This window comes from Tepidanaerobacter acetatoxydans Re1, from assembly GCF_000328765.2.
GTDB lineage: Bacteria > Bacillota > Thermosediminibacteria > Thermosediminibacterales > Tepidanaerobacteraceae > Tepidanaerobacter > Tepidanaerobacter acetatoxydans.
The window spans coordinates 1,127,229-1,152,757 of the sequence record NC_019954.2 but is presented as its reverse complement, the minus strand read 5'-3'; the positions used below and the strand labels follow the sequence as shown (position 1 = coordinate 1,152,757).

Sequence of the window (25,529 nt, the reverse complement as noted above, 5' to 3'; positions counted from 1 at the left end):
TCTGTTTATTAGCCTAATATCATTGATAAAAAGCTTGGCATCTTCGGATACCAAGCTTTTTAATTATCACTGCAAAAGCATTTTTACCATATTGCTAATTAGGCCGCCGTCAGCCCTGCCTTTTACTTTAGACATGACGGTTCCCATAACTTTGCCCATATCTTTTATGCTATTCGCCCCAACTTCAATAATAGCCTGACGAACTATTTCTTCCACTTCTTCATCAGTCAATTGCTGAGGGAGATAACTGGATAGAATAGCTATTTCTCTTTCCAGACTTTCTACGACTTCGGCTTTGCCCAATCGTTCGTATTCATTTATATCATTTTTGCGCTTCTTTACTTCTTTAAAAAGTACTTCGATAACTTCTTCATCATCTAATTCATGAAGCTTCTCTTTTTCTGCATAAAGAATCGCCGATTTTGCCATACGAATAACCGAAAGCCTTTCTTTTTCTCCAGCTTTTAACGCAGCTTTCATGTCATTGTTTAACATATCTTTTATCGACATGTTATTATCTCTCCTTAAAATTTACGAGATTTTCTCTTGCGGGCTGCCTCAGATTTTTTCTTACGCTTTACACTTGGTTTTTCATAATGCTCACGCTTTCTTACTTCAGAGAGCACTCCTGACCTTTGACACTTTCTCTTAAACCTCCGAAGCGCATTGTCTAGTGATTCGTTTTCCCCTACTTTAACTTCCGACACTTTATATTCCCTCCCTCCGCTGCACTTTCTGCTACATAGAAGTCTTACTATAAAATGTGACTATAGTTAATTATAAAGCCAGATTCGATTATCGTCAACATCATCCGGGAGGCCATGTCATAAATCTGCCGCCTAACAGGTGAAAGTGCAAATGGTTAACGGTTTGGCCACCTTCCTCACCTGTATTAACTACCAACCTGAAACCTTTTTTATCTATGCTGCTTTCTCGGGCAAGATGCTGTGCAACTTTAGTAATTTGTTTAAGGATTTCTGCATTATCCTTATTAATTTCCATAATTGATGCTATATGTTTTTTTGGAATCAAAAGGAGATGGATAGGGGCTTGTGGATTAATATCATTAATAGCAATAACTTCCTCATCCTCATAAATTACTTTCGCCGGTATTTCTTTATTTATTATTTTGCAAAAAACGCAGTCCATCAAATTCCCACCTCCTTCATATATTTTTACTCTATTTAAATTTATTCAACATTAATATAAGTATTTCCTTCTTTCCTTAAACAAAATTTTACTCTTCAGTGACCTCACCGAAAACATAATCATTAAAATTTTTCTTTAATCTTACATGTATTATCTTATTATGAAGGTCTTGCTTTGATTTCACACCAACTTTAATGTAATTTTCGGTAAGGCCTTCATAGAAGTTATCGTCTTTTTTATCCTCAAACAGTACTTTTTGTATAGAGTTTACAAATCTTTTACAAAAATCCTTTTCGAGTTTTTCGCTTAAAGATATTAGCCTATGACTCCTCTCAACCTTTACACTTTTTTCAATTTGATTGGGCATATCATCAGCTAATGTTCCTTTTCTTGGAGAAAAAGGGAATACATGGAGTCTCGAAAAATTTATCTCTTTTATAAAGTTTTCGGTCTGTTTAAATTCTTCTTCGGTTTCTCCTGGAAAACCTACAATAACATCTGTGGTAATCGATGCATCCGGCATTAATTGTCTAATATAATCAATTCTATCTCTAAATTCATCTGTGGTATAACGACGGTTCATTCTGCGAAGCACAGTATCGCATCCGCTCTGAAGTGGTACATGAAAATGATGACAGAATTTTTTTATTCCGCATAAACTTTTCAAAAACTCATCTGTCAATTCCATAGCCTCAATAGAGCTTAATCGTATCCTTTCTATGCCTTCAATGTCTGCAATTCTTGAAATAACATCAAGTAGATGAATGTTTTCATCTTTAAAGTCACGACCATACAATCCCAAATGAATCCCTGTAAGCACGATTTCTTTAAAGCCATCTTTTGCTAAGCTTTGAGCTTCATCTATAATATTGTCAATCGAGCGGCTTCTCACAGGGCCTCGTGCATAAGGAATTATGCAATAGGAGCAAAACATGTTACAACCATCCTGTATTTTTAAAAATGCACGAGTCTTCTGACGATGGCCCTTTAAAGCTATCTCCTCAAATGTCTGCTGCTTCATTATGTTACCCACAGTCACAATTGGTTTACTGCACTGTTCGGCCTTTTCTACCAAGTCGACTATGCGATGCCTATCTTTTGTACCTACAGCAACTGATACGCCCTTTATATTTAACACCTCATGCAGAGCCATTTGAACATAACATCCCACAACCGCAACCTTAGCCGATGGATTGTTACGGATTGCTTTACGAATAATCTGCCGCGATTTTCTTGCACTTTCATTTGTTACATTACAAGTGTTTATTACATATACATCTGCTTTAGTATCGAAGTCAACTATTTCATAGCCTTTATTTTCAAAAAGCTCTGCAATGGCTGCAGATTCATATTGATTTACTTTACATCCTAGAGTAAAAAAAGCTACTTTCGGCATTATTTTCCTCCCATGTCGCCGATTTCATACATCAACACACTACATGCAACAATTCCTGCTGTTTCGGTTCTCAATATCCTGGGACCTAGGCTTACAGGTACGGCACCTGCAGCCTTTGCTTTTTCTACTTCATCTTTCGAAAAGCCACCTTCAGATCCTATAAATACTGCAATTTTTGAAATGCTCTTATTCTCGTTCATATCTTTAATTATATGTCTTATTGATATTTCTTTCTCGTTTTCCCAAGGAATTATACATAATGAGTATTTTTTGATTTCTTGCAGGGCAAGGTCAAAGCTTAAAACATCACCTATCTTAGGTATATCCATCCTCATACACTGTTTTGCAGCTTCCTTGACAATTTTCCCCCAGCGATTCTTTCGATGTCCTAATTTGGATGGCGAAATATTTACAACTGTCCTTTGTGTTATAATCGGTATAAATTCGCTTACTCCAATTTCTGTATTTTTTTGAAGTATCCAATCAAACTTTTCTCCCTTAGGCAAACCTTGAAATAATGTTATATAAGGGCTTATACTCTCTACCTTATTTTTCTCGATAATCTTCAATTTTACACTAGGGCCTTGCGTGTCGATGTCTAAAATAACCCCAATACTCTCAGTATTTGCACCATCTGATATATGGATCACATCACCTGTTTGATATCTAAGAACTCGAATTATATGATGTGCATCTTCTCCCGAAATTGTTATCTGATCATTAATATTTAAGTCTTGAAATACAAAAAATCTAGACATAAAAATAACCTCCCCCATCAATCACCGATGGGGGCTTGAGTTGAAACCAACGCAACCCATTCACCTTTTTCAAATTGCTCTATTAAATCAAAACCATTTTTTTCTAGTGCCTCTATAACAGATAATTTACGATCTTTTATAATTCCTGATGCAATGAAAACACCATTATCTTTTAAATATAAAGCTGCATCCTTACTTAAATCAATTATGACATCAGCTATTATATTGGCAACTATAATATCAGCTTTGAAATTAATGTTCTGTAATTTATCGCCCTTTACAGCCCTAACACAGGTTTCTAAATTGTTTCTCTTAATATTTTCGCGAGCAATTCGCACAGCATTTTCATCCCTATCGATAGCTAACACTTGTTTGGCTCCAAGCTTACCGCTGGCTATTGACAATATTCCGGAACCGCAACCAACATCAATAACCGTTATATCCTTTTTTATATATTTTTCTAAAATTTCGAGGCACAGCATCGTGGTTTCATGGGTTCCTGTACCAAATGCCATGCCCGGATCTAATTCAACAACAATCTCATCTCTCTCGGGTTTATATACCTCCCAGGAGGGTTTTATCACAATGTTTTTGCCTATATGGGTAGGTTTATAATATTTTTTCCAAGCACTACTCCAATCGGTTTCGGAAATCGTTGTTAGGACTACCTCTCCTTTTCCAATGTCAAGACCATAGCTCGGAAGTTCACTTATACGGTCACGAATTGACTGCGTCCTTTCAGCAAGACTACTGTCCTCGATCAAGTATCCCGTAACCTGAGCCACTTCAAAATCCAATCCTTCCGGAATATCAAGATAGTCCCACTCCTCAGGGTCATGTGATCTAAGATATATTTTAGGATCCTCGATTACCACTCCGGCTACCCCGGCTTCATAGAATATATTTGATACGGCTTCAATAGCTTCAGTCGTGGTCTTGACCTTTATCTCTACCCAGTTCATTTAAACCCTCCCAATTATACACCAAAAGCACCTTTCATTTTACCAAAAAGTCCCTTTGATGTTGGTTTCACATGCTCTCCGCTTATTTCAGCAAATTTTTGCAAAAGTTCTCTCTGTTGTTCGTTCAAATTCTTAGGTATTACTACTTCGGCTTCCACATACATATCCCCTCGACCATATCCTTTACTGCGAGGCACACCTTTTGATTTTAAACGAAATCTGGTTCCCGGCTGGGTCCCTTCAGGTATACGAAGTTTTACTTTCCCTTCCAGTGTAGGAACCTCTATTTCATCACCAAGAGCTGCTTGGACAAAAGATATCGGTGCTTTATATATCAGGTCATCGCCCTCTCTGACAAATAGTTTGTGAGGTTTAACTCGAATTATAATGTATAAATCACCCGGAGGGCCTCCGGCTTCACCGGGTTCACCTTCTCCGCTCATGCGGAGCCTTGAACCGGTATCAACGCCGGCGGGAATTTTTACTTTCAATTTACGGGCAACTCTGCTTTTCCCTGAGCCGCGACATTCCGGACATACTTCTTCCACAATACTTCCGCTGCCGCCACAAGTTCCACATGTAGTCACATTAGTAAATTGCATTGAACCAAGGTTTTGCACCTTTCTTACCTGCCCAGTCCCTGCACAAGTGGGACAGGTTTTGGGCCGGGTGCCGGGTTTGGCCCCGGTACCATTGCACTTTTTACAGTTCTCCATACGATATATCTCAATTTCTTTTTCTGCACCAAAAACAGCTTCTTCTAAAGTTATTTCCAAGTCATACCTTAAATCCGCCCCACGAACCGGGCCTCTTCGTCTACTTTGACTAAAACCGCCGCCAAACCCTCCGAACATATCAAATATGTCGTCAAAGAGACCACCGCCAAAATCACTAAAGTTGCCAAAACCTCCAAAATTACCGAAACCTCCGAAATTACTCGCATCAAAGTTCCCTTCACCAACACCGGCATGACCAAACTGATCATATCTGGCACGCTTTTCGGGATCTCGGAGAACTTCATACGCCTCATTTATTTCTTTAAACTTTTCAGCTGCATCTTTATCATCTTTGTTTACATCAGGATGATATTTACGGGCTAGCTTTCTAAATGCTTTCTTTATCTCCTCTTCACTTGCATCTCTACCGACGCCCAATATCTCATAATAATCTTTCTTTGCCAATCGGCATCACCCCATCCAAGTCAGCCCCGTAAGAGCCGTTAATTCTCATCATCCACAACCTTATAATCAGCATCTACCACTTTTTCATCACTTGTATTTTCAGCCGAATCAGATTTATTTGTTTCAGTGTATCCCTGCTTAGACGAATCTGTCTGTGCACCACTTGCTTGGTATAGCTTTGCAGATATATCATAGAATACCTTTGTTAAATCATCTGTTGCTTTTCGAATTTTTTCAGTATCATCTGATTCAATAGCCGCTTTTACATTATCGATTTCTTTTCTGACTTTTTCCTCGTCATCTTTACTTATTTTATCCGCTAAATCGGATAACATTTTTTCTGATTCATATACTAGTGAATCAGCTTTATTTTTGGCTTCTATTTTTTCTTGTTTTTTTCTATCCTCTTCAGCAAATTTTTCTGCATCTCTTATCATCCGCTGGATTTCTTCTTCATTTAAAGTAGAAGATGCTGTAATAGTTATCTTTTGCTCTTTTCCGGTACCCAAATCTTTAGCCGTTACATTTACAATTCCGTTTACATCAATATCGAAAGTAACTTGAATTTGCGGAACTCCTCTGGGGGCCGGTGGAATACCAGTGAGTTGAAATCTTCCTAGTGTAATATTGTCAGCCGCCATAGGACGTTCGCCTTGGAGTACATGAATATCTACTGCTGTTTGACCATCTGCCGCAGTTGTAAATATCTGGCTCTTTGATGTGGGGATGGTAGTATTCCTTTCAATTAGTTTAGTGAAAACTCCACCCAAAGTTTCAATTCCTAAAGACAGCGGCGTAACATCCAGCAGTACTATATCGTCAACTTCTCCTGCTAAAATCCCTGCTTGAATTGCAGCACCGAGTGCCACAACTTCATCGGGATTAACGCCTTTATGCGGTTCCTTGCCCATTAATTTTTTTATAGCTTCCTGAACCGCAGGAATTCGCGTTGAACCTCCGACAAGTATTATTTTATCTACATCTTGAGGTTTTAACCCGGCATCTGACAATGCCCTTTCGGTAGGACCCATGGTGGCTTCAACCAAATCCCGAGTCAGTTCTTCGAATTTAGCCCTTGTAAGTGTTACTTCAAGATGTTTCGGTCCATTCGCATCCGCTGTAATAAACGGTAAATTTATATCTGTGCTCATCACGCTAGATAATTCTATTTTAGCTTTCTCTGCGGCTTCCCTTAATCTTTGAAGAGCCATCCGATCTTTTCTGAGATCAATACCGTGCTCTTTTTTAAACTCATCAGCTATATAATCAACTATACGCTGGTCGAAATCATCTCCGCCTAATCTGTTATTACCGCTGGTGGCTTTTACTTCAAAAACTCCATCGCCAACTTCAAGAATAGATACATCAAATGTTCCACCGCCTAAATCAAAAACCAGAATGGTATGATCATTACTTTTATCAAGACCATAAGCCAATGCGGCAGCAGTAGGTTCATTTATTATTCTAAGCACTTCTAGACCGGCTATTGTTCCAGCATCTTTTGTAGCTTGCCGTTGACTATCGGAAAAATATGCGGGTACCGTAATAACCGCCTTAGTAATTTTTTCCCCTAAATAACTTTCAGCATCTTGTTTTAATTTCTGCAAAACCATTGCAGAAATCTCCTGTGGCGTATATGTCTTATCATCAATGTGAACCCTGTAGTCAGTACCCATATACCTTTTTATTGATTGAATAGTCCTTTCAGGGTTAGTTATAGCCTGACGCTTAGCCAACTGACCAACTAAACGCTCACCATCTTTAGTAAAAGCAACTACCGAAGGAGTAAGTCTTGACCCCTCCGCATTAGGTATAATTACTGGTTTACCACCTTCCATGTATGCTACTACTGAATTCGTCGTTCCAAGATCAATGCCTATTACTTTACTCATAAGCAATCACCCCTCTTAATTATTTTTAACAACTTTAACCATACTTGGTCTAATGACTTTAGAGTTATACATATAACCCTTCAGCATGACTTCAGCTACTGTACCAGGTTCGTATTCCTCACTTTCAACCATCATCACAGCATCATGAAAATTGGGATCAAAAGGCTTTCCTAGTGCTTCTATTTCTTTAATACCGTGTTTTTCAAGCACCTTTTTAAGTTGCTCATATATCAATTCAATACCTCTGTATAATGCATCATTTTTATCCTCTATTGAATCTAAAGCTCTCTCAAAATTATCTACAACCGGTAAAATATCCAATACTAATTGTTCACCGGCATAAAGATGAATTTCTTGAATATCTCTTTCAGTTCTTTTTCTGTAATTTTCTAAATCTGCCTGGGTTCTAAGCCATCTATTCTTGTAATTATCTATTTCCTTTTGTTTTTCTTCCAAAACCTTTTTCAAATCAACATTTTCTTGCATATCATCTATTTGCTCAGCTTGATTTCCGTTTTGTGTATTCTCCGCAGTCGTATCCGATTTATCACTGCAAATACACTCATTCTGCTTGAGTTCTTCATTGGTAACCTCATTTTGTTTGCAACTTCCATTTTCTTTTGATTTTATAGTCAATGGTTATATTCCCCCTTTCGTTTTTGTTTTAAAAATCCATCTCACCGGTAGCTATTGGTGACTCTTGGGGAGCTTTTTGGGCAGCAGTTGCATCATCACGTTTTTTTATTATGGTATTAATTCTTAAAATAGCCTCAGAAACTTCCCCTGCTGCTTTTAGGGCATAAGACTTTACTCTGGCGGGGTCTAATACTCCAAGCTCCACCATATCGGCCACTTCCCCATTTTCACAATTTATCCCTATAGAATTCATATCTTTTTCAGTCTGTGTATATATAACTTCTTCTACTTTTTCCAAAGGATTATACCCTGAGTTATATACGATTTGAGCTAATGGTTTTTTCAGGGCTAATATGACACAATCCAAGCCATAGGCGGCCATGCCCTTAATTTTAGCTCTCTGCTTCTCTAACTCTCTAGACATGGCTATTTCAATAGAACCCCCGCCGGGAACTATACCATAAAGGATTGCAGCTTGAAGCGATGATGCAGCATCCTTTGCAATACGCTCTCTTTCACCTGCTATTTCCTCTGTGGCAGCTCCTACCATAACAGTAGCCATAGGATTCCCTTTTCCGCCAACAATTCTGAGCTGCTTTGATTTTTCGTCTTCGTAAACCTTCTCAGCTCGGCCAATGTAATTTTGAATTTCTTCAACCGGTTTATTAAGGCCAAGCCTTTTTATTATACGAGCTCCCGTATGTTCTGCAACTTTTTCCATATCTTTTCTGGATACCCTTTCCAATGCAATAACACCTGCATCAGTAAGTATTTCTTCGGCTTCATCATTAATACCTTTATCAACCAACACCAAATTAACATTTAAGTCGACTATTTTTTTGAGATTTTCTTTAAATTCTTCCTTCATTGCTAAATAGCGGGCAAAACCTGCCTCAGTTCTTAATGCCTCAGGAGCAATTTCTTCCGGCTCCAAGGCGTCATCTATTAATAATACTCTTGTATCGGATATTTCTTGCGGCATTTGACTGTTCAGCTTTTCTTTGTCTATTATAAGTCCAAGAAATACCTCATTTTCAGCACCGGCTCTTGCCATTATGATATCCTTTAATTTGAAATTCTTATCTTTAAGCTTTTCTTCACCCACTAATTTTGCAGCCTTAGTAACAAGCTCCGCTATATCCTCATTTTCTCTTCCTGCAATTAGTGCAATATTTTTCAGATTTATATCATCAATCCCAGTTATGGGAATTGCATTGTACTCTAGGGTTTTTTGAGCCGTCTTTATACCTATCTTTATACCTTCAATTACCTTGGCAACAGGCACTCCTCTTAAAATTTGACCCACGCCTTCAGATACCATTGCTCCTGCCATAATAGTAGCAGTTGTAGTTCCGTCACCTACTTCTTCTTGCTGGGCTTTCGCTATATTTATGAGTATTTTTGCGGCAGGATGGTTTACATCCATTTGTTTTAAGATAGTAACACCATCATTGGTTATGGTCACTTCCCCAAAACGATCTACTAACATAATATCCAGGCCCTTGGGGCCAATAGTTCCCTCGACAGCCGATGCTACAGCTCTTATTGCATTTGAATTTGTTATCAAAGCTGCCAGTTTTTCATCGACTTCTTGTGTATTATCTTGAAATGACAATATGGATACCTCCTCTTTTAATTACAACATATCTGATACAGTTTTTATCAGATACTCTGTTACCTGTTCAAGTATGGATATAACTCTGGAATATTCCATACGGGTCGGCCCCATGATCCCGAATATACCCAAATTTTTTTTATCTACGGAAACATTTGCAGTTACTATACTGAAATCCTGCAATTCTGTCAATGTGTTCTCATTCCCAATAGTAACGGTTATAGTATTAGGTTTGGATAAATCCTTAAGTGCTTTTATAATCAACTCGCGATGTTCCAGTAAAGATAAAAAGCTCTTGACTTTTTCCACATCCTGAAACTCTGGATACTCTAGCATTTTAGAACTACCGGCAGAAACAACCTGGGTATTTTCTTGTATATCGCCAAGATTATCTAATAATATTTCTAATAACAGATTCAATATTTCATCATATTCTATCATCTCGGTCTTTACGGCATCCATTATTTCATTGGTAATCTCTGAAAAAGTTTTTCCGGTAAGATTTGCATTTAATATATTAGATATCCTTACAAAGTCAGAATCGCTAAAATTTTGAGGTATATCAATAATATGATGACTAACATTTCCATAATTTGTGACCATTAGTAAAAGGCCCTTAGTTTCATCTATACGGGTAATTTGAATGTGCTTTAAATGGCTGGTTTCCAATTGAGGCCCCATAATTATAGCGGTATAACTAGTAAGTCTTGATATTACACGTGCAGCCTGCTTTGCTATTTCTTCTAACTCGTTTACTCGTTTTTCAAAAGCCCGCCGTATCAACGTCTGATCAATTTCATTAAGCTTTTTTGACGGCAGCAAAAAATCCACATAGTACCTGTAACCTTTGTGTGAAGGTATCCTACCTGCTGATGTATGTGGCTGGAACAAGTATCCCGATTCTTCTAAATCGGCCATCTCATTTCTTATAGTTGCAGGGCTTATACCAAGATTATATTTTCTGGCTATGGTTCTAGAGCTTACAGGCTCAGCAGTTGAGATATATTCATCAATTATAGCCGCCAGTATCTTAATTTTTCTCTCCTCAAGCATCATATCACATACCCCCTTTTAGCACTCTCTTGATTAGAGTGCTAAATCTATTATAAAAAATACCACTAAGATTATTTTTTGTCAAGAATCTATGGCAAAAATTCTGCAAAAACTACATTGGCAAAATCTAATCCTCTGCTGGTTAAACTGATTTTATTCGCGTTTTCTTTAATAAGCTCTTGTTCTTTTAATTTTTCTACGGCTTCCCCGTAAACCTGCTTAAATTTCTTGCCAAACCTTTTTTGAAAGGCTTTTTTATCTAATCCATCCAAAAGTCGTAAACCTAAAAAGCAGAATTCAGCTTGCTGTTCCAATGTGGAAATAGTTTCCATGTCGGCAATGGCATTTGAATTCTCATTGATAGATTTTATATATGCTTGAATGGAAGAATAATTATAAAATCTTTTATTATCTAAAAAAGAATGTGCTCCTGCCCCTAATCCCAAATATTCCCGGTAAGTCCAGTAAATAATATTATGTTTTGATTTTCGCCCGGGCATTGCAAAGTTTGAAATTTCATAATGATTGTAGCCTTTATTTGTTAATAGCTCAATGGCCCTATAGTACATTTCTCGCTCATCATCCTCAGAAGGAAGTAATAAGGTCCCTTCTTGCTGTCGACGATAAAATTCCGTATGCTCCTCTACAGACAAAGAATAACAGGAAATGTGTTCCGGGAAAATGTGTAGAACTTTTTTTAGTGTTTCATCAAAATCCTCAACTTTCTGATTTGGAAGGCCAAAAATTAAATCTATATTAATATTGTCAAATCCAACATTTCGTGCTGTTTCAAAATTTTTTTCAAAATCTTCAACAGTATGAATCCTGCCCATGATTTTCAGCAACTGATTTTGATAAGCTTGAAGGCCGATACTAAGTCTGTTCACTCCTAAACTCTTCAATGATATTAATTTTTCCCGAGTTAAAGTTCCGGGATTTGCTTCTATAGTGATTTCCGCGTCTTTAGCTATATATACGCTTTCATGTAGAGTTCTTAAGATATCGGCCAATTGCTCGCATCTTAATATTGTCGGAGTTCCACCGCCAATAAATATAGTTTGGGCAGTATATTCACACTTTTGTAAACTTAAAATTTCTTTCTTTAATGCTGCAAGGTATTCAGGTATAAGCTCCAAAGTTGTAAAAGAGTTAAAGTCACAGTAATGGCACTTTTTTATACAAAAAGGAATATGAATATACAATCCTATGGTTTTCATGGCTATTCCATTTTCAATACAGCCATAAAGGCTTCTTGAGGTAATTCTACATTGCCTATCTTACGCATTCGTTTCTTGCCTTCTTTTTGTTTTTCAAGAAGTTTTTTCTTACGCGATATATCTCCGCCATAACATTTAGCAAGAACATTTTTTCTTAAAGCCTTTACTGTTTCACGAGCTATAATTTTCCCTCCGATAGCTGCCTGAATTGGAACTTCAAATAAATGCCTTGGTATAACCTCTTTCAATTTTTCCGTTATCTGGCGGGCACGACCATATGCTTTGTCCTTGTGCACAATAAATGAGAGTGCATCGACAATTTCTCCATTTAATAAGATATCCAGTTTTACCATATCGGATTTTTTATATCCCGTAAGCTCATAGTCAAGCGATGCATAGCCTCGTGTCCTGGATTTGAGTTGATCAAAGAGATCATATATTATTTCTGAAAGGGGCATATCATACCTCAAAATTACCCTCTTCTCATTAATATATTCCATATCTTTCATAGTGCCGCGCTTTTCCTGGCATAAATCCATAACTGCCCCCATATATTCTGTAGGCAGCATTATGGAGGCCTCCACATACGGCTCTTCTATATATTCTATCTCGGCCGGATCCGGAAAATTAGTAGGATTGTCCACTTCAATTTTACTGCCATCAGTCTTTTTTACTTTAAAGATAACACTGGGAGCTGTTGTTATAATATTAAGATTGTACTCCCTTTCTAAGCGTTCTTGTACGACATCCATATGCAATAATCCTAAAAAGCCGCATCGAAATCCAAATCCGAGTGCGGCAGAAGTTTCAGGTTCAAAAAACAGCGATGCGTCACTGAGCTGTAATTTGCCTAAGGCTTCTTTTAAGCTCTCATATTCTTCGCCTTCAGCAGGATACATGCCGCAAAAAACCATCGGTACAGCTTTTTTATAACCAGGTAAGGGCTTTTTTGCCGGATTTTCCGCATCGGTTATGGTATCACCGACCCTTGTATCAATTACATTTTTTATACCGGCAGCTACGTATCCTACTTCACCTGCCTGCAGATATTGTACCGGCTGCATGTCAGGGTTGAATACACCTATTTCGGCTACTTCGAAAATATTATTGGTTGACATCATTTTAATCATTTGTTTTGGCCGTATATGACCATCTATTACTCGGACAAAAGCGACCGCTCCTTTATATGGATCATAGAGTGAATCAAAGATAAGAGCTCGCAGAGGTAGTTCATTACAACCTTCTGGTGCTGGAATACGCTGTACAATAGCCTCTAACACTTCTTTTACGCCTTGGCCCGTCTTAGCAGAAGTCATGATCGCATTTTCAGCATCAAGACCGATAATTTCTTCAACTTCGCGTTTGGCCTCATCAGGTTCAGCACTTGGAAGATCTATTTTATTTATTATTGGTATTATTTCCAAATTATGCTCTAAAGCAAGATACGTATTTGCCAAAGTCTGAGCTTCGATACCCTGACTGGCATCTACAATAAGCAGAGCACCTTCGCATGCTGCAAGGCTTCTTGATACCTCATAGTTGAAATCTACATGACCCGGTGTATCAATAAGATTTAAAAGATATTCTTTGCCATCATCTGCTTTATATATCATCCTTACTGCCTTGGCTTTAATAGTAATACCTCTTTCCTTTTCTAAATCCATTTTATCCAATACTTGATCCTGCATCTTACGCTCAGAAATAGTATTTGTATATTCCAAGAGTCTATCGGCCAAGGTAGACTTGCCATGGTCTATGTGGGCAATAATGCAAAAATTCCTGATTCTCTGCCGGGGTATAGATAACATTATGTTCCTCCTCTTTATACCTTAACTTAAATTTAATTATACCTATTTGCGGGTTTTTTATCAACATTTTGGCGGTCTTTTAATATTGTTCTTGCAGGAATCAAGGAATAGAGGGTAAACTGTTTTTCATTGATTTTTAAGCTCATGCAGCCTTTACCAACAAATATTTCACCTACTTTATAGTACTTTTGAAATTTAAAAGTTTTTCCTAATATACTTAAATCGTATGTTCTATCATTGAAAATGATAAAGTTAAAACTCTTTGGTCTTATATCAAGACCCATCATAGCATTCAAGCCTTCTTCGGCAATTCGAATGCCAAGAGAAAGGATAATTGCAAATATAACAAAAAGCGTCAAAAGGTCTTTATAAATCATTATTGTATTTCCTTTATTTGATTTCATGAATTGGTCAAACTTATTTTTATCCATTTCTCATGTTTTCATTCAGCAATTGACAATTCGTTTATTATATCAGCAAGTACTTTGGCAAATATTTCCGCTGACTTTATTGATTCTTCCAAGGTATTGCCATGACTCCCGATTTCTAATAAAATAGCTTTTTTGGATAAATGTTGGTTAAACCGCTCACTTCTTAAATTGATGCCGCGAGAAATTCCCGGATAAAGTTGTTCTAATTTATCATTTAGCAAATTAGCAAACTGGTAATTTTCCTGCCAGTTAGGATGAGGAAAATTTTTGTCAGTGCCTATAACCAGCATTAATCGAGAATAAGTAGTACCATCGATTTTAACTGTAGTTATCTCTCTGGACTTTTGCGGATCGGCTACAGGGGCATCTCTATGAAGGTCTATAATTATCTTAATGGACGGATTCTGTTTTAAAATTTGTTCAACGGTTTTAAGTGAGTTCGCATATGATGTCATATAAGTTGGAATATCATGAACTGTTTTATTATGCATTGTTGGTATTTTTAGGCGGTTTAATTGGCTTGTCATGACTTCTCCAACTTTTACAACAGTATAATTTAAGTCTTCCGTGTGATAAGTATTATCACGGGGTTTATAATTAAATTTTTCCGACGGCATATACGCTTCAGTAGTATGGGTATGATAAATAAGTACAAGCGGCTGTCCTGAAATAGGTTCCAGCTTTTCAACTTCATTATCTTCTATCTCATTTATTTGCGGTTGTGGCAGTTCTTCCGACGGTTCATGTTCATTCTCAGTAATAATATCCGAATCTTGTATCGGCAACTCAACTCCTGGTGTCATTGCCATCTCAGTATTTATCAAGCTGATAACAGGAAGATGCATAAAAAAATAGGTTTCGGGATTTAAAACATCGATATTTGTCAGTGTGCGAGAAATAAAGCTTGTTGATTTTTTTAAATCTATCGAAGGCCCTTCAACTTCATTTATATAATCCAATATAGGTAGACTTATATGTAATATCCTTTTAAATACCTTATTATCCACATTGTGTAAAAAATTCTTCTGTTTTTTTATTTGCACATCGCTTCCGCTTATAACGGAGTTACTGCCATGGTTTACGTGATTTTTTACGAAAGTTGCCGCAATGTTCAAAAGTAATAAACAGATAAGAGTAAATAACATAAAAATCTTTATCTTGGGTTTTACTTTTATTACTTTAATTCTTATCAAATTTATCACATCCTCTCCATAAGCATATTCAATTAAAAATAAAAAAATGAGGCGAAATTTAGCCTCATTATTGAAGAAAAGTACTGACTTCATTATATTGTATTCCTGGATGAAGGGCCAGATTTAAGCCTCCCGCAAGAGTTTTAGCAGTATTATCAATTAAGGAGTCAATTTCCTTTGGCGTCACTACTAACTGTCCTACAAAAGGTGACATAACTTCCTGAATAAGCTTGTATTTTTCCTCCTTATCAAGGGTTTCCAAGAGCTTATAAAAATCGCTTCCTGGTTTAGCCTGTCTTGTGAACTGGCCGATAAGCATATCCAGGGTGTCATTAGCCATTGTTGCAGCGTCTACTACGGTAGGTATACCTATTGCAATCACCGGTACGCCCATATTTTCCTGAGTTATGCCCATGCGTTTGTTGCCAACACCGGATCCGGGATAAACACCAGTATCCGTAATTTGTATTGTTGTACTTATGCGCTCCATACTCCTTGACGCTAAAGCGTCTATAGCAATAATCATATCAGGCTTTACTTTTTCCACCAAGCCGCTGATTATATCTCCGGTTTCTATGCCGGTTATACCTAAAACTCCCGGGGCAAGCGCACATACGGGTCGTATGCCATCTTTTGTATTGAATTTTTCAGGCATATATTCAATTAAATGTCTTGTAACTATAAGTTTTTCTATGACCTTCGGGCCGAGGGAATCAGGCGTAACATTCCAATTACCCAGACCTATAACAAGTACTGTTGCTTCTATGGGGATTTCAACCATTCTCTTAAGCTCATCGGCTAAATTCTTACTGACTTCTTCCGTAAGAGCCGAATCTTTTTCTTTTAATCTGGGCACTTCTAAAGTTACATAATATCCTATGGGCTTACCCATTTTCTCTGAGCCTTCTTCATCCTCTATTCTGACCCTGCTTATAGTCATTTGCTTAGATTTTTCGGTATCCACCGTAACCCCCGGGATTTCTTCTTCTCCCGCAAGCTCTCGCGCTTCTAATGCAAGATCAGTACGTATGTTGATACTTATGACCTGATCACCTCCTTATCTAAGTTCAGTTGGAACAAATGCGTCAACCACACCTATAACCAATGATGTTAATAGCGCTCCCCACCAAGTTACGCTCATAGCAGGCACCAAAAACTGCGCAAAATATATAACTACTGCAGCAGTGATGAAGCCTACTATGCCTCTGCTTTGTGGGGAAACCTTATCTCCGAAAAGGCTTTCCACTATAAAACCTAAAATAGCAATCACTATTGCGGCAATCAGAGCTCCAGTAAAGCCAGCCACCTCAAAGCCGGGAAGTATAAAGCTCATCAGCATAAGCACCAAAGCAGATACAATAAATCTAATTATCATTCCTATCATAAAATTAGCACCTCCATTTATTTTTCATTAATATAGTAACCGTTAATTTTTTATAATATACTAAAAACAAGTTTTTTATATCAGTATTTTATATTGTGCCTTCTCTTGCATTTTATCCAATGAAGTGATAAAATATCCCTAGTGTTTTAAGGGGGTGAATAAATTTTGGCAAATATTGCATCGGCAAAAAAACGCGTACGCCAGGCAAATAAGCGAACGCTTCAGAATAACAAAGTAAAGTCGCAAATGAGATATTCCATTAAAAAGTTTTTAGAAGCTGTCGATACAGCTGATTTTGATAACATTCAGACTAGTTTTAAAGAAGCCGTAAAGATAATCGATAAGGCTGCTTCCAAAGGAGTTATTCATAAAAATGCCGCAGCTCGTAAGAAATCAAATCTTTATAAGAAACTTTTAGAAGTCAATAAAGCAAGTTAATCAGCGTAAGCAGAGCTTACGCATTTTCTCTTTTTTACGCCTGTGCACGATAGATATATATGATATTTAGGTCAAAATTAGCTTTGTAAAATTAGAATTGATGTTTATTGAATATTCACTATTTTGATGGCATGCTTTTCTTCTTAGGAGATATTAGTCACCAACAGCTCAAGGCCTATTCTTTCCTGAATTTTCCCCATTTTAATATCCATATCAAGATCTTGGCATAATTTCAAAGATCTTTTTAGTTCGTCTAAAGTAAAATTCTCGGACTGTTTTATGGCCTTTCGAATCACAAAAGGATGCAGTCCCGATTTTTCTGTTATTTCCTGAAAACTTAAGCCCTGCAAAGATTTTACCGTTATTAAATTCATCACATGTTTCGATATCATGTACAGTATAACGATGCCTTTTTCTCCTTGTTCCAATAGGCGATTTATTATCTTAACGGCTTCTGTAGACTTTTTTGAGCCTATACAGTCCATCATTTCAAATATATTACCTTCCAAGGATTTATAAAAGATATCAGATAAATTATTCTGTTCAACAGTCTGTTTCTCAGCCAAAAAAGCAGCTATCTTTCTGAGCTCACTGTCAGTTTGGTATAAATCTGCGGTATATTCAGCTATAAAATATGCCGTCTTTAAATCCATACTCTTTCCATACAATTTTATCCTTTGCTGCACCCAAAGTGCCTTGTCTTTTAGTGAAGGTGTATTAAATTCTCGAACGATCCCTTTGGATTTAATCATCTTAAATATTTTCCTTCGCTTATCTGCTTTTGTGGCAGTAAAAACAAGATAAGTATGGTCAGGTATAATCTCCAATTCATTTAAAAAATAATCTTCTTGTTTGGTTTTTTCACTTTCAAAAAACCTGGCATCATAAACAACTACCAGTTTTTTTGCTGACATCATCGGCACTATGTTGCATGCTTTTAATATATCTTCTTCAATTACCGTTTTGCCGTCAAGTGGAATAAAATTGATAGCTTCTAAGTTTTTGGGAACAATTTTTTGTTTTATTTTTGCAACTTCTTCTTTTATTAAAAGTTTTTCTTCTCCAAAAAAAAGAATTAAGTTTTTCATGGCTCTTTTAACTCCTCAGGAATTGTTGTATATATTTTAACACTGCTGTTGGAAATTTTAAAGCTGACTGCACCGCTAAAGTCCGTTCTAAGCACTGTTACGCCACCGTTTTTCAGCAGTTCTATTACTTGTGGTGACGGATGGCCAAAATTGTTATCTTTGCCGACAGAAATTATGCCATATGAAGGTTTAACTTTTGATATGAATTCTTCAGATGTGGATGATTGACTCCCATGGTGACCAACCTTTAGAACATCTGAGCTTATATCAATCTCAGAACTTATCAGGCTTTGCTCTCCTTCGTATTCCAAATCACCTGTGAATAAAAAACTTATACCCTTATAATTCATCTTAAGCACAACCGAACCATTATTACTCGAGTAATTCGTTTTTTCATTTTCGACAGGATTTAGCACATCAAAAATAGCATCATCAATAATAAACTGATCTCCTCTGCCAACCTGTATGGTTTTAATTTGCTTTTGCTGTGCAATCTTAAGCATTTCTTTGAAAATAGCACAATCTTCAGGCACACCATATACAATGCTTTTAACTTTCATAGAATTTAATATGGATAAAAGACCTTTTGCATGGTCATCATCAAAATGAGTAAAAACTAATACGTCAATTTTATTTATTCCTTTTGAATAAAGCAAGGGCATGATTATATCTTCACCCGTGTCAAAATCGCCATTATAATATACAGGTGTGCCGCCACCATCGATTAATACAACTTTTTTGCTTTCGGTTTGAATGAGAATAGAATCACCTTGTCCTACATCTATAAAAGTCACCTCAAAAGCTTTTAGAGGTATAATGACAGGTATAAGCGCAAGAAACATTAGAATAACTGCACAAAGCCTTTTATGTCTTGATTCAATTTTACCAAAGGACGGTACAAAATCAAACATCAAAACCAAAAACATAAAATACAGAACTATACTTATTGGAGGTATTGCGGGAACTATTATTGTTGAAAAAGGCAGTTTTGAATTAATAAGGATAATTTTTTCTGCAATCTTTAATAAAAAGCTAGGAACTGTCATAAAAAGTGGCCCCGCGAAGGTAAACAAGAGCCCAATAATGCCTGAAATAAGTCCGCTGATTAATATTATACTTACTAAAGGTATTACCAAGATATTAGTTACAAATCCGATTAGTGATATGCTGTTAAAATAATAAGCCAAAAAAGGCCATACAGTAAGTTGTGCCGATACCATGACTGCGATTGAGTCCCTAAGATACCTTGGAAGCTTTTCAAGGATTAACTTTAAAGGAGCGAAAAAAAGCATTATTCCAAGCACCGCAGCATAAGAAAGCTGAAAACTGATGGAGAACAGAGTTAGCGGGTTCATAAATAATAAAAACGTTGCCGAAAGGCAAAGCGTATTTATAGGGTCGTTTTTTCTCCCTACGACCTTGGCTAACATAAATACTATTATCATTATAGCCGCTCTTATGACTGACGGTGATAGCCCTGCCATAAAACTATAGAAAATAATGGCAGTACTTCCTATGATAAAAGAAATAATGTTTGATAAACTTAATCTGGAAAAAACCATTTCAAGAGCGGCATATATGATTCCTGTATGAAGGCCGGACACTGCTAAGACATGTGCCACTCCGCCATTTTTTACAGCTTTCATGGTTTCGGCAGGGATGTTGTCCTTTATTCCAAGAGCAATACCAACCATCAGTGATGACAAGTTTGGAGGAAGGCAGGATTCATAAAAAGACGTTAAATTCTCTCTTAAACGAAAAGCAGTTGATACAAAAGGGTTTATTTTATATCTCCCAATTTTATCTATTCCCTTGGAAAACATTGAGGCCGAGATGCCTTTTTGCAAAAGAAACGCTTTATAATCAATGCCGTTTGGATTTCGCCGGCCTTGTGGAAGTTTCAACTTACCAGAAAACTTTATAACATCGCCATATCGATATATTATACTTTCGTCATCTAAGAGCGAAGAAAGTCTTACTTTCCCAGTTACAACTTCATACTTTTCGTCATCCAGCAAATATAAAACTTTTACATCATATACCACTTTATCTTGTTTTGCTGTAGGAACGCCACTTACCATACCTATCAAAGTCTGCTGCTGCTCTGCAAAATCAGCTACTGTTCCTACCATTTTATCTAATCTGAAGTTATGATAAAATGCTCCAAAAAATACTATAGCCACGGATAATAATGCCATTCTTGCTTTTTTATTTTTAATTAATATACTTCCTGCAAAGCTTATAATAGATATAACAATAAACATTCCGGCAGCTTTTACAGAATTACCCAGCATTATACCGGGAATGAAAAATATCACAAAAAACAGAAAGGGTCGGTACATTTTATGACTCCTTAAGCTTTATTTTAACAATAGTTATTTCTGGATTTATTAGGAAAATCCTGCTTTTGAATTCATTCGGTGCTGACTGCAAAAATAATTTACAAACTTAAAGAAGGAAAAATAAAATTTTTAGAGAATACTTATATTAATTATAAATTAAATAGTAAACTTTTTAGGTGCCCATTAGGGAGAATAGGGAATCAGGTGAAAATCCTGCAGCGGACCCGCCACTGTAAGCAGGAAGTTTCCCACAATTGCCACTGAAAGTTATAAGCTTTTGGGAAGGCGTGGGTAAGCACTGAACTGCAAGCCAGGAGACCTGCCTAAAATGTTTATAAGATATCTTTAGGATGATGGTAAAGTTCTAAGATTGAGTTTTTTTCTTCAATCTTAGAACTTTTTTGTTCATCCAAACACTTAGTTAAATTAAATCTATGATTTAAATCTTATTGAGGAGGAAGTTTTATGACAAAACTTGAACAGACCTTACAACAAATTAAACCTTTAGATGAAGAAGTTATGGAAAAAACCCAGGCTCGCCTGGATGACCTGACAAAACCTGTCGGAAGCTTGGGTATGTTAGAAAATATCGCAAAGCAAATTGCCGGTATAACAGGCAGCGTGGTCCCAGAATTGCCAAAAAAGGCTGCAATTTTAATGGCAGGAGACCATGGTATCGTTAAAGAAGGGGTAGCACCTTTCCCACAGGAAGTAACACCTCAAATGGTACTTAATTTTGTAAATGGCGGAGCTGCCATGAGCGTACTAGCACGACATGAAAATGCTAAATTGTATGTGGTTGACATTGGCGTAGCTTCAGATTTACCTGATGTGCCAAACATCATCAAGAGGAAAGTAGCATATGGAACGAAAAACATGGCCGAAGGACCTGCTATGACTTATGAAGAAGCAACTCAAGCTGTAGAAGTAGGAATTGATATTGCTGAAATGGTTATTAGGGAAGGTGCCGGAATAATAGCTATTGGCGAAATGGGTATTGGAAACACCAGTCCCAGCTCTGCCATTATTGCTACTTATAGCAATCTTCCGGTTAAAAATGTAGTAGGGAGAGGCACCGGAGTAGATGATGAAAAATTGAAAATAAAAATAGCTGCTATTGAAAAAGCTTTAACTGTAAATAAACCAAATCCTAAAAACCCCCTGGATGTCCTATCAAAGGTAGGCGGTTTTGAAATCGCCGGACTTACCGGAGTTATACTAGCTTGTGCCGCAAACCGAGTTCCAGTTATAATTGATGGATTTATTTCCGGAGCTGCCGCAGTTATAGCAAAAGAAATGTCACCATTAGCTGTAAACTACATGTTGGGCTCACATCTATCAGAAGAACCCGGGCACAAGATAATTCTGGACTTTTTAGGCATCAAGCCAATACTAATGATGAATATGCGATTAGGAGAGGGCACCGGTGCAGCTCTTGCAATGAACGTGATAGATGCAAGCCTAAAAATATTAAAGGAAATGTCAACATTTAGTGAAGCTGGTGTTTCAAACAAACTGTAAATTAAATAACAGCCCGTAATTATTCCAAATTATTAAGTAATCCCTGTGCTAAGCTGCTTGGCAAGGGATTACTTTTTACTTTATAAAAACCAATATTGCTTTTAAATGTGGATAAAATAACTCTGGTGATTCTTTTTTTGAGCAGCTCTTTATTTTCCTTATTGAGTATTATATAATTTACAATAATAAATCAAAAAAGTTTTTACGGGGGAATGTCTATGTTTTTCTTTGGCATCTTTGGAATTCAGCAAAAGGACCGTCCTGTAAAAGAATTCGATAATATTATTTGTCCCGAGTGTGGAAGGCTTACCCGAGCAGAACTCAGAGAGTCATTTACATATTTTCACTTCTTTTTTATACCGATATTCAAGTGGAATAAACAATATTTTCTTCAGCTTAGATGCTGTGGCAGTATATATACTGTAAATCCGGACTATGTAAGAGAACTTCAGCATGGAGATAGTGTAGATTTTGACCGGTTACAAAAAATGCAAATGCCAAACAATATTTGTCCTCACTGTGGAAGTTTCATAAATCCGAATTTTGCTTATTGCCCTTTTTGCGGACAAAAGCTTTCTTAGTGACTCAAGCTGCTTATCAAATCTTGCATGATGTAGTAACCCGGTTTTTGTTGAGCAATAAATCTGATAACTTTTATAGCTCCATTTGCCAAAACTTTTCTTGATGTCAGCTTATGAGAAATTTCTACGGTTTCATCTTCACCTATAAAAAACACCGTATGTTCTCCTACTAAATTGCCGCCCCGAATTGCATGAATACCAATTTCATTTTTATCGCGTTTTTTTCTTATATCAGCTCTGTTATATACATAGTATACATCCTTACGAACTTCTTTAATGCCATTGGCAATCATAAGTGCAGTTCCGCTGGGTGCATCAATTTTTTGATTGTGATGCTTTTCGATAATTTCAATATCATGGTCCGATAAAATCTCTGCAGCCTGCTTAGCTAAGCTCAAAAGCAGAGAAATACCTAAACACATATTATGTGAAACAAATACAGGCACAGTCCTTGCAGCATTATAAAGCAATTCTATATGCTCTTCTTCAAGGCCTGTGGTACCCACTGCCAAAGCAACACCTTTAGCGGCAGCATAATCAGTAAGTTGTTTTATAGCAGAAGGATTGGAGAAATCTATTATTACATCCGGAATTTCCGGAATTTTAAACAAGTCATCATAAATGACTAAATCTCCTTCATTATAGGCTATATCAAAACCGGCTATTGCTTTCATGTCATTATAATTTCTTATTAACTGAATTACAGTTTTTCCCATTTTGCCTTGAGCACCGCTTACAACTACTTTTATCATGTTAAAAAACCTCCGATTTACATATTAATAGATTAATAATATATATTATGTGTAATAATATCATTTGGTTTCAAGTTATTCAATTATATTTTTTATAATTTTATGCTCATATTTTTTATTATCTAGAAGAAGGAATTACTGGTTTTTTGTCGAATAATATATTAATAGAAACTATAACTATTATCAAAAAGGGAGGCAAATAATGATGGAATTAAAAGGTTCTAAGACAGAAAAAAATCTTCTAGAAGCCTTTGCAGGTGAATCCATGGCCCGCAACAAATATAATTTTTTTGCTTCAATAGCAAAAAAAGAGGGCTATGAACAAATAATGGGTGTTTTTCAGGAAACCGCCGACAATGAAAAGGAACACGCCAAAATGTGGGCTAAATATCTGGGATTAATCGGAGATACCAAAGAAAATCTTGAAGAGGCCGCAAAGGGTGAAAACTATGAATGGTCAAAGATGTACAAAGAATTTGCCGAAACAGCCAGAGAAGAAGGATTTAACGATATAGCCGCACATTTTGAAAAAGTTGCGGAAGTTGAAGCCGAACATGAGAAAAGATATCTAAAACTGCTTTCACGAGTACAAGACGGAACTGTCTTCAAGCGTTCAGAACCTATCAAATGGCGCTGCCGCAATTGCGGTTATATCCATGAAGGTCCCGAGCCACCTGAAATATGTCCAGCTTGTGCACATCCAAAGGCATTTTACGAGCCTGCCTCATTTAATTATTAAATTTAAAAGCCTCCGATCGGAGGCTTTTAAATTTCATGCACGGTTTATTGTAAATATTTATAAATAAATTTAGAAATCATTATTAAGTTAATTATTTACTCTTAGAGACCAATGTCTTTTCTGTAATGCATGCCGTCAAAATATATCTTTGAAACAGATTTATAAACTAATTCACGAGCATCTTGTACGTCCTTCCCCAAAGCTGTTACTCCTAGAACTCTCCCGCCTGCCGTAACAATTTCACCATTCTTCAAGGCTGTACCTGCATGAAATACTATACTTCCGTTTTTTTCAGCATCTGCTAGACCTCTTATGGGTTTACCTGTTTCATAGGAGCCCGGATAGCCACCGGATGCTATAACCACGCATACTGCAGCTTCTTGCTTCCACTCTATTTTAGTATTTAGTAAATTTCCATTTATTACGGATTCTACAATATCTACCAGATCCGTTTTAAGTCGAGGAATTACCACTTGAGTCTCAGGGTCACCAAACCGGCAGTTATATTCCAAGACTTTGGGGCCAGACTTTGTAAGCATAAGCCCGGTATATAAAATTCCTTTAAATGGTATACCTTCACTAGCCATAGCATCAACAGTCCGCTGAATAATGTCATGTTCTACAGTTTTTGCTAATTCTAAGGTATAAGCTGGGGCAGGCGAAACTGCTCCCATACCCCCGGTATTCGGGCCTTCATTATTATCAAAAACTCTCTTGTGGTCGCGACTGCTCACCATTGGAACAGCCACTTTGCCATCGCAAAAAGCAAGCACTGTCACTTCAGGACCTTCTAAATACTCTTCGATAACTATACGCGATCCGGATTCCCCAAAGGCTCTATCGATCATTATGCTCTTAACTGCTTCTTTGGCAGTATCCCTATCATGTGCAATAATAACTCCCTTACCTGCCGCTAGACCCTCGGCTTTAACAACTAGAGGCATTTGGGCAGTATTTATATAATCCGCAGCATCCTGAGCCCTTTCAAAGACTCGATAGTCAGCTGTCGGGATTTTATACTTTTTCATTAAGTCCTTTGAAAATACTTTACTACCTTCTATTTGAGCTGCTGCTTTACTGGGACCGAAAATACCCAGTCCCCTGCTTTCAAATTCATCGACTATACCTGCCACCAATGGTGCTTCCGGACCCACTATTGTCAAATCAATATTATTTTTTTTTGCAAAATCTGCCAATCTATTTATATCGTTTACCGATATATCAACACAAGTTGCAAGATTTTTAATGCCAGGATTACCTGGAGCGGAGTATATCCGGTCAACCCTAGGACTTTGAGCAAGCTTCCATACCAAAGTGTGTTCTCGGCCCCCGCCTCCAACTACAAGGACTTTCAAGCGCGCTACCTCCTTTTGCTAAACAGTTTATTAATATG

Annotated in this window: 25 protein-coding genes and 1 riboswitch; of the genes, 4 read left to right on the top strand and 21 right to left on the bottom strand. The window is 37.0% G+C overall.

Annotated features, from left to right (window positions below):
* Positions 1-66: 66 nt before the first annotated feature.
* The 17 genes from TEPIRE1_RS05480 to TEPIRE1_RS05400 all read right to left on the bottom strand — a co-directional run bounded on the left by TEPIRE1_RS05480 (position 67) and on the right by TEPIRE1_RS05400 (position 16,675).
* Positions 67-510: a GatB/YqeY domain-containing protein gene (locus tag TEPIRE1_RS05480; protein WP_013778173.1), complete on the bottom strand. Its 444-nt coding sequence runs from the start codon at positions 508-510 to the stop codon at positions 67-69.
* 14 nt (positions 511-524) lie between these two features.
* Entirely contained in the window at positions 525-707 is a 183-nt protein-coding gene (gene rpsU, locus TEPIRE1_RS05475; RefSeq protein WP_013778172.1) for a 30S ribosomal protein S21, read from the bottom strand.
* Between the two features lie 100 nt (positions 708-807).
* Positions 808-1,149, bottom strand: a complete 342-nt coding sequence (locus tag TEPIRE1_RS05470) for a histidine triad nucleotide-binding protein (RefSeq protein WP_013778171.1) — start codon at positions 1,147-1,149, stop codon at positions 808-810.
* Between the two features lie 88 nt (positions 1,150-1,237).
* A complete protein-coding gene (gene mtaB / locus TEPIRE1_RS05465) occupies positions 1,238-2,545 on the bottom strand; it encodes a tRNA (N(6)-L-threonylcarbamoyladenosine(37)-C(2))-methylthiotransferase MtaB (protein WP_013778170.1) in 1,308 nt (435 codons plus the stop codon).
* Positions 2,545-3,303 (bottom strand): 16S rRNA (uracil(1498)-N(3))-methyltransferase, encoded by a 759-nt coding sequence (locus TEPIRE1_RS05460; RefSeq protein WP_013778169.1) that lies wholly within the window; start codon positions 3,301-3,303, stop codon positions 2,545-2,547. The genes mtaB and TEPIRE1_RS05460 overlap by 1 nt, the downstream gene beginning before the upstream one ends.
* Positions 3,304-3,320: 17 nt before the next feature.
* The gene (prmA, locus tag TEPIRE1_RS05455) at positions 3,321-4,265 is read right to left on the bottom strand and encodes a 50S ribosomal protein L11 methyltransferase (RefSeq protein WP_013778168.1); all 945 of its coding nucleotides are present in this window, start codon (positions 4,263-4,265) and stop codon (positions 3,321-3,323) included.
* Between the two features lie 14 nt (positions 4,266-4,279).
* Positions 4,280-5,446, bottom strand: coding sequence for a molecular chaperone DnaJ (gene dnaJ, locus TEPIRE1_RS05450; RefSeq protein ID WP_013778167.1), 1,167 nt, complete (start codon positions 5,444-5,446; stop codon positions 4,280-4,282).
* Positions 5,447-5,484: 38 nt separating this feature from the next.
* Positions 5,485-7,284, bottom strand: coding sequence for a molecular chaperone DnaK (gene dnaK, locus TEPIRE1_RS05445; RefSeq protein ID WP_462708869.1), 1,800 nt, complete (start codon positions 7,282-7,284; stop codon positions 5,485-5,487).
* Between the two features lie 69 nt (positions 7,285-7,353).
* Positions 7,354-7,974 carry a nucleotide exchange factor GrpE gene (gene grpE, locus TEPIRE1_RS05440; RefSeq protein ID WP_013778165.1) on the bottom strand — a complete coding sequence of 207 codons (621 nt, stop codon included), beginning with the start codon at positions 7,972-7,974 and terminating at the stop codon, positions 7,354-7,356.
* Positions 7,975-8,002: 28 nt separating this feature from the next.
* Positions 8,003-9,589, bottom strand: a complete 1,587-nt coding sequence (locus TEPIRE1_RS05435) for a TCP-1/cpn60 chaperonin family protein (RefSeq protein WP_013778164.1) — start codon at positions 9,587-9,589, stop codon at positions 8,003-8,005.
* 21 nt (positions 9,590-9,610) lie between these two features.
* Positions 9,611-10,645, bottom strand: coding sequence for a heat-inducible transcriptional repressor HrcA (gene hrcA / locus TEPIRE1_RS05430; protein WP_013778163.1), 1,035 nt, complete (start codon positions 10,643-10,645; stop codon positions 9,611-9,613).
* Between the two features lie 86 nt (positions 10,646-10,731).
* Positions 10,732-11,859 carry a radical SAM family heme chaperone HemW gene (gene hemW / locus TEPIRE1_RS05425; RefSeq protein WP_013778162.1) on the bottom strand — a complete coding sequence of 376 codons (1,128 nt, stop codon included), beginning with the start codon at positions 11,857-11,859 and terminating at the stop codon, positions 10,732-10,734.
* 2 nt (positions 11,860-11,861) lie between these two features.
* The gene (gene lepA / locus TEPIRE1_RS05420) at positions 11,862-13,667 is read right to left on the bottom strand and encodes a translation elongation factor 4 (RefSeq protein WP_013778161.1); all 1,806 of its coding nucleotides are present in this window, start codon (positions 13,665-13,667) and stop codon (positions 11,862-11,864) included.
* A gap of 32 nt (positions 13,668-13,699) precedes the next feature.
* On the bottom strand, positions 13,700-14,098 hold the full coding sequence (locus TEPIRE1_RS05415) for a hypothetical protein (RefSeq protein ID WP_023211462.1): 399 nt from the start codon (positions 14,096-14,098) through the stop codon (positions 13,700-13,702).
* An 11-nt stretch (positions 14,099-14,109) separates the two neighbouring features.
* Positions 14,110-15,300, bottom strand: a complete 1,191-nt coding sequence (gene spoIIP / locus TEPIRE1_RS05410; RefSeq protein ID WP_414929841.1) for a stage II sporulation protein P — start codon at positions 15,298-15,300, stop codon at positions 14,110-14,112.
* 58 nt (positions 15,301-15,358) lie between these two features.
* Positions 15,359-16,333 carry a GPR endopeptidase gene (gene gpr, locus TEPIRE1_RS05405; RefSeq protein ID WP_013778158.1) on the bottom strand — a complete coding sequence of 325 codons (975 nt, stop codon included), beginning with the start codon at positions 16,331-16,333 and terminating at the stop codon, positions 15,359-15,361.
* A gap of 15 nt (positions 16,334-16,348) precedes the next feature.
* The gene (locus tag TEPIRE1_RS05400) at positions 16,349-16,675 is read right to left on the bottom strand and encodes a phage holin family protein (RefSeq protein WP_013778157.1); all 327 of its coding nucleotides are present in this window, start codon (positions 16,673-16,675) and stop codon (positions 16,349-16,351) included.
* A 165-nt stretch (positions 16,676-16,840) separates the two neighbouring features.
* On the opposite strand from TEPIRE1_RS05400, the gene rpsT reads away from it, so the two are divergent.
* Positions 16,841-17,113, top strand: a complete 273-nt coding sequence (rpsT, locus tag TEPIRE1_RS05395) for a 30S ribosomal protein S20 (RefSeq protein ID WP_013778156.1) — start codon at positions 16,841-16,843, stop codon at positions 17,111-17,113.
* Between the two features lie 143 nt (positions 17,114-17,256).
* On the opposite strand, the gene holA is transcribed toward rpsT, so the two are convergent.
* Both holA and TEPIRE1_RS05385 read right to left on the bottom strand, forming a co-directional pair.
* Positions 17,257-18,201, bottom strand: coding sequence for a DNA polymerase III subunit delta (holA, locus tag TEPIRE1_RS05390; RefSeq protein WP_013778155.1), 945 nt, complete (start codon positions 18,199-18,201; stop codon positions 17,257-17,259).
* Positions 18,198-20,543 (bottom strand): DNA internalization-related competence protein ComEC/Rec2, encoded by a 2,346-nt coding sequence (locus TEPIRE1_RS05385; RefSeq protein ID WP_013778154.1) that lies wholly within the window; start codon positions 20,541-20,543, stop codon positions 18,198-18,200. The genes holA and TEPIRE1_RS05385 overlap by 4 nt, the downstream gene beginning before the upstream one ends.
* Positions 20,544-20,700: 157 nt before the next feature.
* Positions 20,701-20,884, top strand: a riboswitch (cobalamin riboswitch).
* 124 nt (positions 20,885-21,008) lie between these two features.
* Between TEPIRE1_RS05385 and cobT the strand changes: the two genes are divergently transcribed.
* Both cobT and TEPIRE1_RS05375 read left to right on the top strand, forming a co-directional pair.
* Positions 21,009-22,064, top strand: coding sequence for a nicotinate-nucleotide--dimethylbenzimidazole phosphoribosyltransferase (gene cobT / locus TEPIRE1_RS05380; RefSeq protein WP_013778153.1), 1,056 nt, complete (start codon positions 21,009-21,011; stop codon positions 22,062-22,064).
* A 218-nt stretch (positions 22,065-22,282) separates the two neighbouring features.
* Positions 22,283-22,645 carry a zinc ribbon domain-containing protein gene (locus tag TEPIRE1_RS05375; RefSeq protein ID WP_013778152.1) on the top strand — a complete coding sequence of 121 codons (363 nt, stop codon included), beginning with the start codon at positions 22,283-22,285 and terminating at the stop codon, positions 22,643-22,645.
* Here TEPIRE1_RS05375 and dapB read toward each other — a convergent pair.
* Positions 22,642-23,397, bottom strand: a complete 756-nt coding sequence (dapB, locus tag TEPIRE1_RS05370; protein ID WP_013778151.1) for a 4-hydroxy-tetrahydrodipicolinate reductase — start codon at positions 23,395-23,397, stop codon at positions 22,642-22,644. The genes TEPIRE1_RS05375 and dapB overlap by 4 nt on opposite strands.
* Positions 23,398-23,602: 205 nt before the next feature.
* On the opposite strand from dapB, the gene rbr reads away from it, so the two are divergent.
* Positions 23,603-24,136, top strand: coding sequence for a rubrerythrin (gene rbr / locus TEPIRE1_RS05365; protein ID WP_041591522.1), 534 nt, complete (start codon positions 23,603-23,605; stop codon positions 24,134-24,136).
* A gap of 101 nt (positions 24,137-24,237) precedes the next feature.
* On the opposite strand, the gene purD is transcribed toward rbr, so the two are convergent.
* Positions 24,238-25,491 (bottom strand): phosphoribosylamine--glycine ligase, encoded by a 1,254-nt coding sequence (purD, locus tag TEPIRE1_RS05360; protein WP_013778149.1) that lies wholly within the window; start codon positions 25,489-25,491, stop codon positions 24,238-24,240.
* Positions 25,492-25,529 lie beyond the last annotated feature (38 nt).

Bases quoted from the DNA above. Each gene is read 5' to 3' on its own strand.
- TEPIRE1_RS05480 (WP_013778173.1), bottom strand. From the start codon at position 510: ATGTCGATAAAAGATATGTTAAACAATGACATGAAAGCTGCGTTAAAA.
- TEPIRE1_RS05470 (WP_013778171.1), bottom strand. From the start codon at position 1,149: ATGGACTGCGTTTTTTGCAAAATAATAAATAAAGAAATACCGGCGAAA.
- mtaB (WP_013778170.1), bottom strand. From the start codon at position 2,545: ATGCCGAAAGTAGCTTTTTTTACTCTAGGATGTAAAGTAAATCAATAT.
- TEPIRE1_RS05460 (WP_013778169.1), bottom strand. From the start codon at position 3,303: ATGTCTAGATTTTTTGTATTTCAAGACTTAAATATTAATGATCAGATA.
- prmA (WP_013778168.1), bottom strand. From the start codon at position 4,265: ATGAACTGGGTAGAGATAAAGGTCAAGACCACGACTGAAGCTATTGAA.
- dnaK (WP_462708869.1), bottom strand. From the start codon at position 7,284: ATGGAAGGTGGTAAACCAGTAATTATACCTAATGCGGAGGGGTCAAGA.
- hrcA (WP_013778163.1), bottom strand. From the start codon at position 10,645: ATGATGCTTGAGGAGAGAAAAATTAAGATACTGGCGGCTATAATTGAT.
- hemW (WP_013778162.1), bottom strand. From the start codon at position 11,859: ATGAAAACCATAGGATTGTATATTCATATTCCTTTTTGTATAAAAAAG.
- lepA (WP_013778161.1), bottom strand. From the start codon at position 13,667: ATGTTATCTATACCCCGGCAGAGAATCAGGAATTTTTGCATTATTGCC.
- TEPIRE1_RS05415 (WP_023211462.1), bottom strand. From the start codon at position 14,098: ATGGATAAAAATAAGTTTGACCAATTCATGAAATCAAATAAAGGAAAT.
- TEPIRE1_RS05400 (WP_013778157.1), bottom strand. From the start codon at position 16,675: ATGATAGGAATGATAATTAGATTTATTGTATCTGCTTTGGTGCTTATG.
- holA (WP_013778155.1), bottom strand. From the start codon at position 18,201: ATGAAAAACTTAATTCTTTTTTTTGGAGAAGAAAAACTTTTAATAAAA.
- TEPIRE1_RS05385 (WP_013778154.1), bottom strand. From the start codon at position 20,543: ATGTACCGACCCTTTCTGTTTTTTGTGATATTTTTCATTCCCGGTATA.
- cobT (WP_013778153.1), top strand. From the start codon at position 21,009: ATGACAAAACTTGAACAGACCTTACAACAAATTAAACCTTTAGATGAA.
- TEPIRE1_RS05375 (WP_013778152.1), top strand. From the start codon at position 22,283: ATGTTTTTCTTTGGCATCTTTGGAATTCAGCAAAAGGACCGTCCTGTA.
- dapB (WP_013778151.1), bottom strand. From the start codon at position 23,397: ATGATAAAAGTAGTTGTAAGCGGTGCTCAAGGCAAAATGGGAAAAACT.
- rbr (WP_041591522.1), top strand. From the start codon at position 23,603: ATGGAATTAAAAGGTTCTAAGACAGAAAAAAATCTTCTAGAAGCCTTT.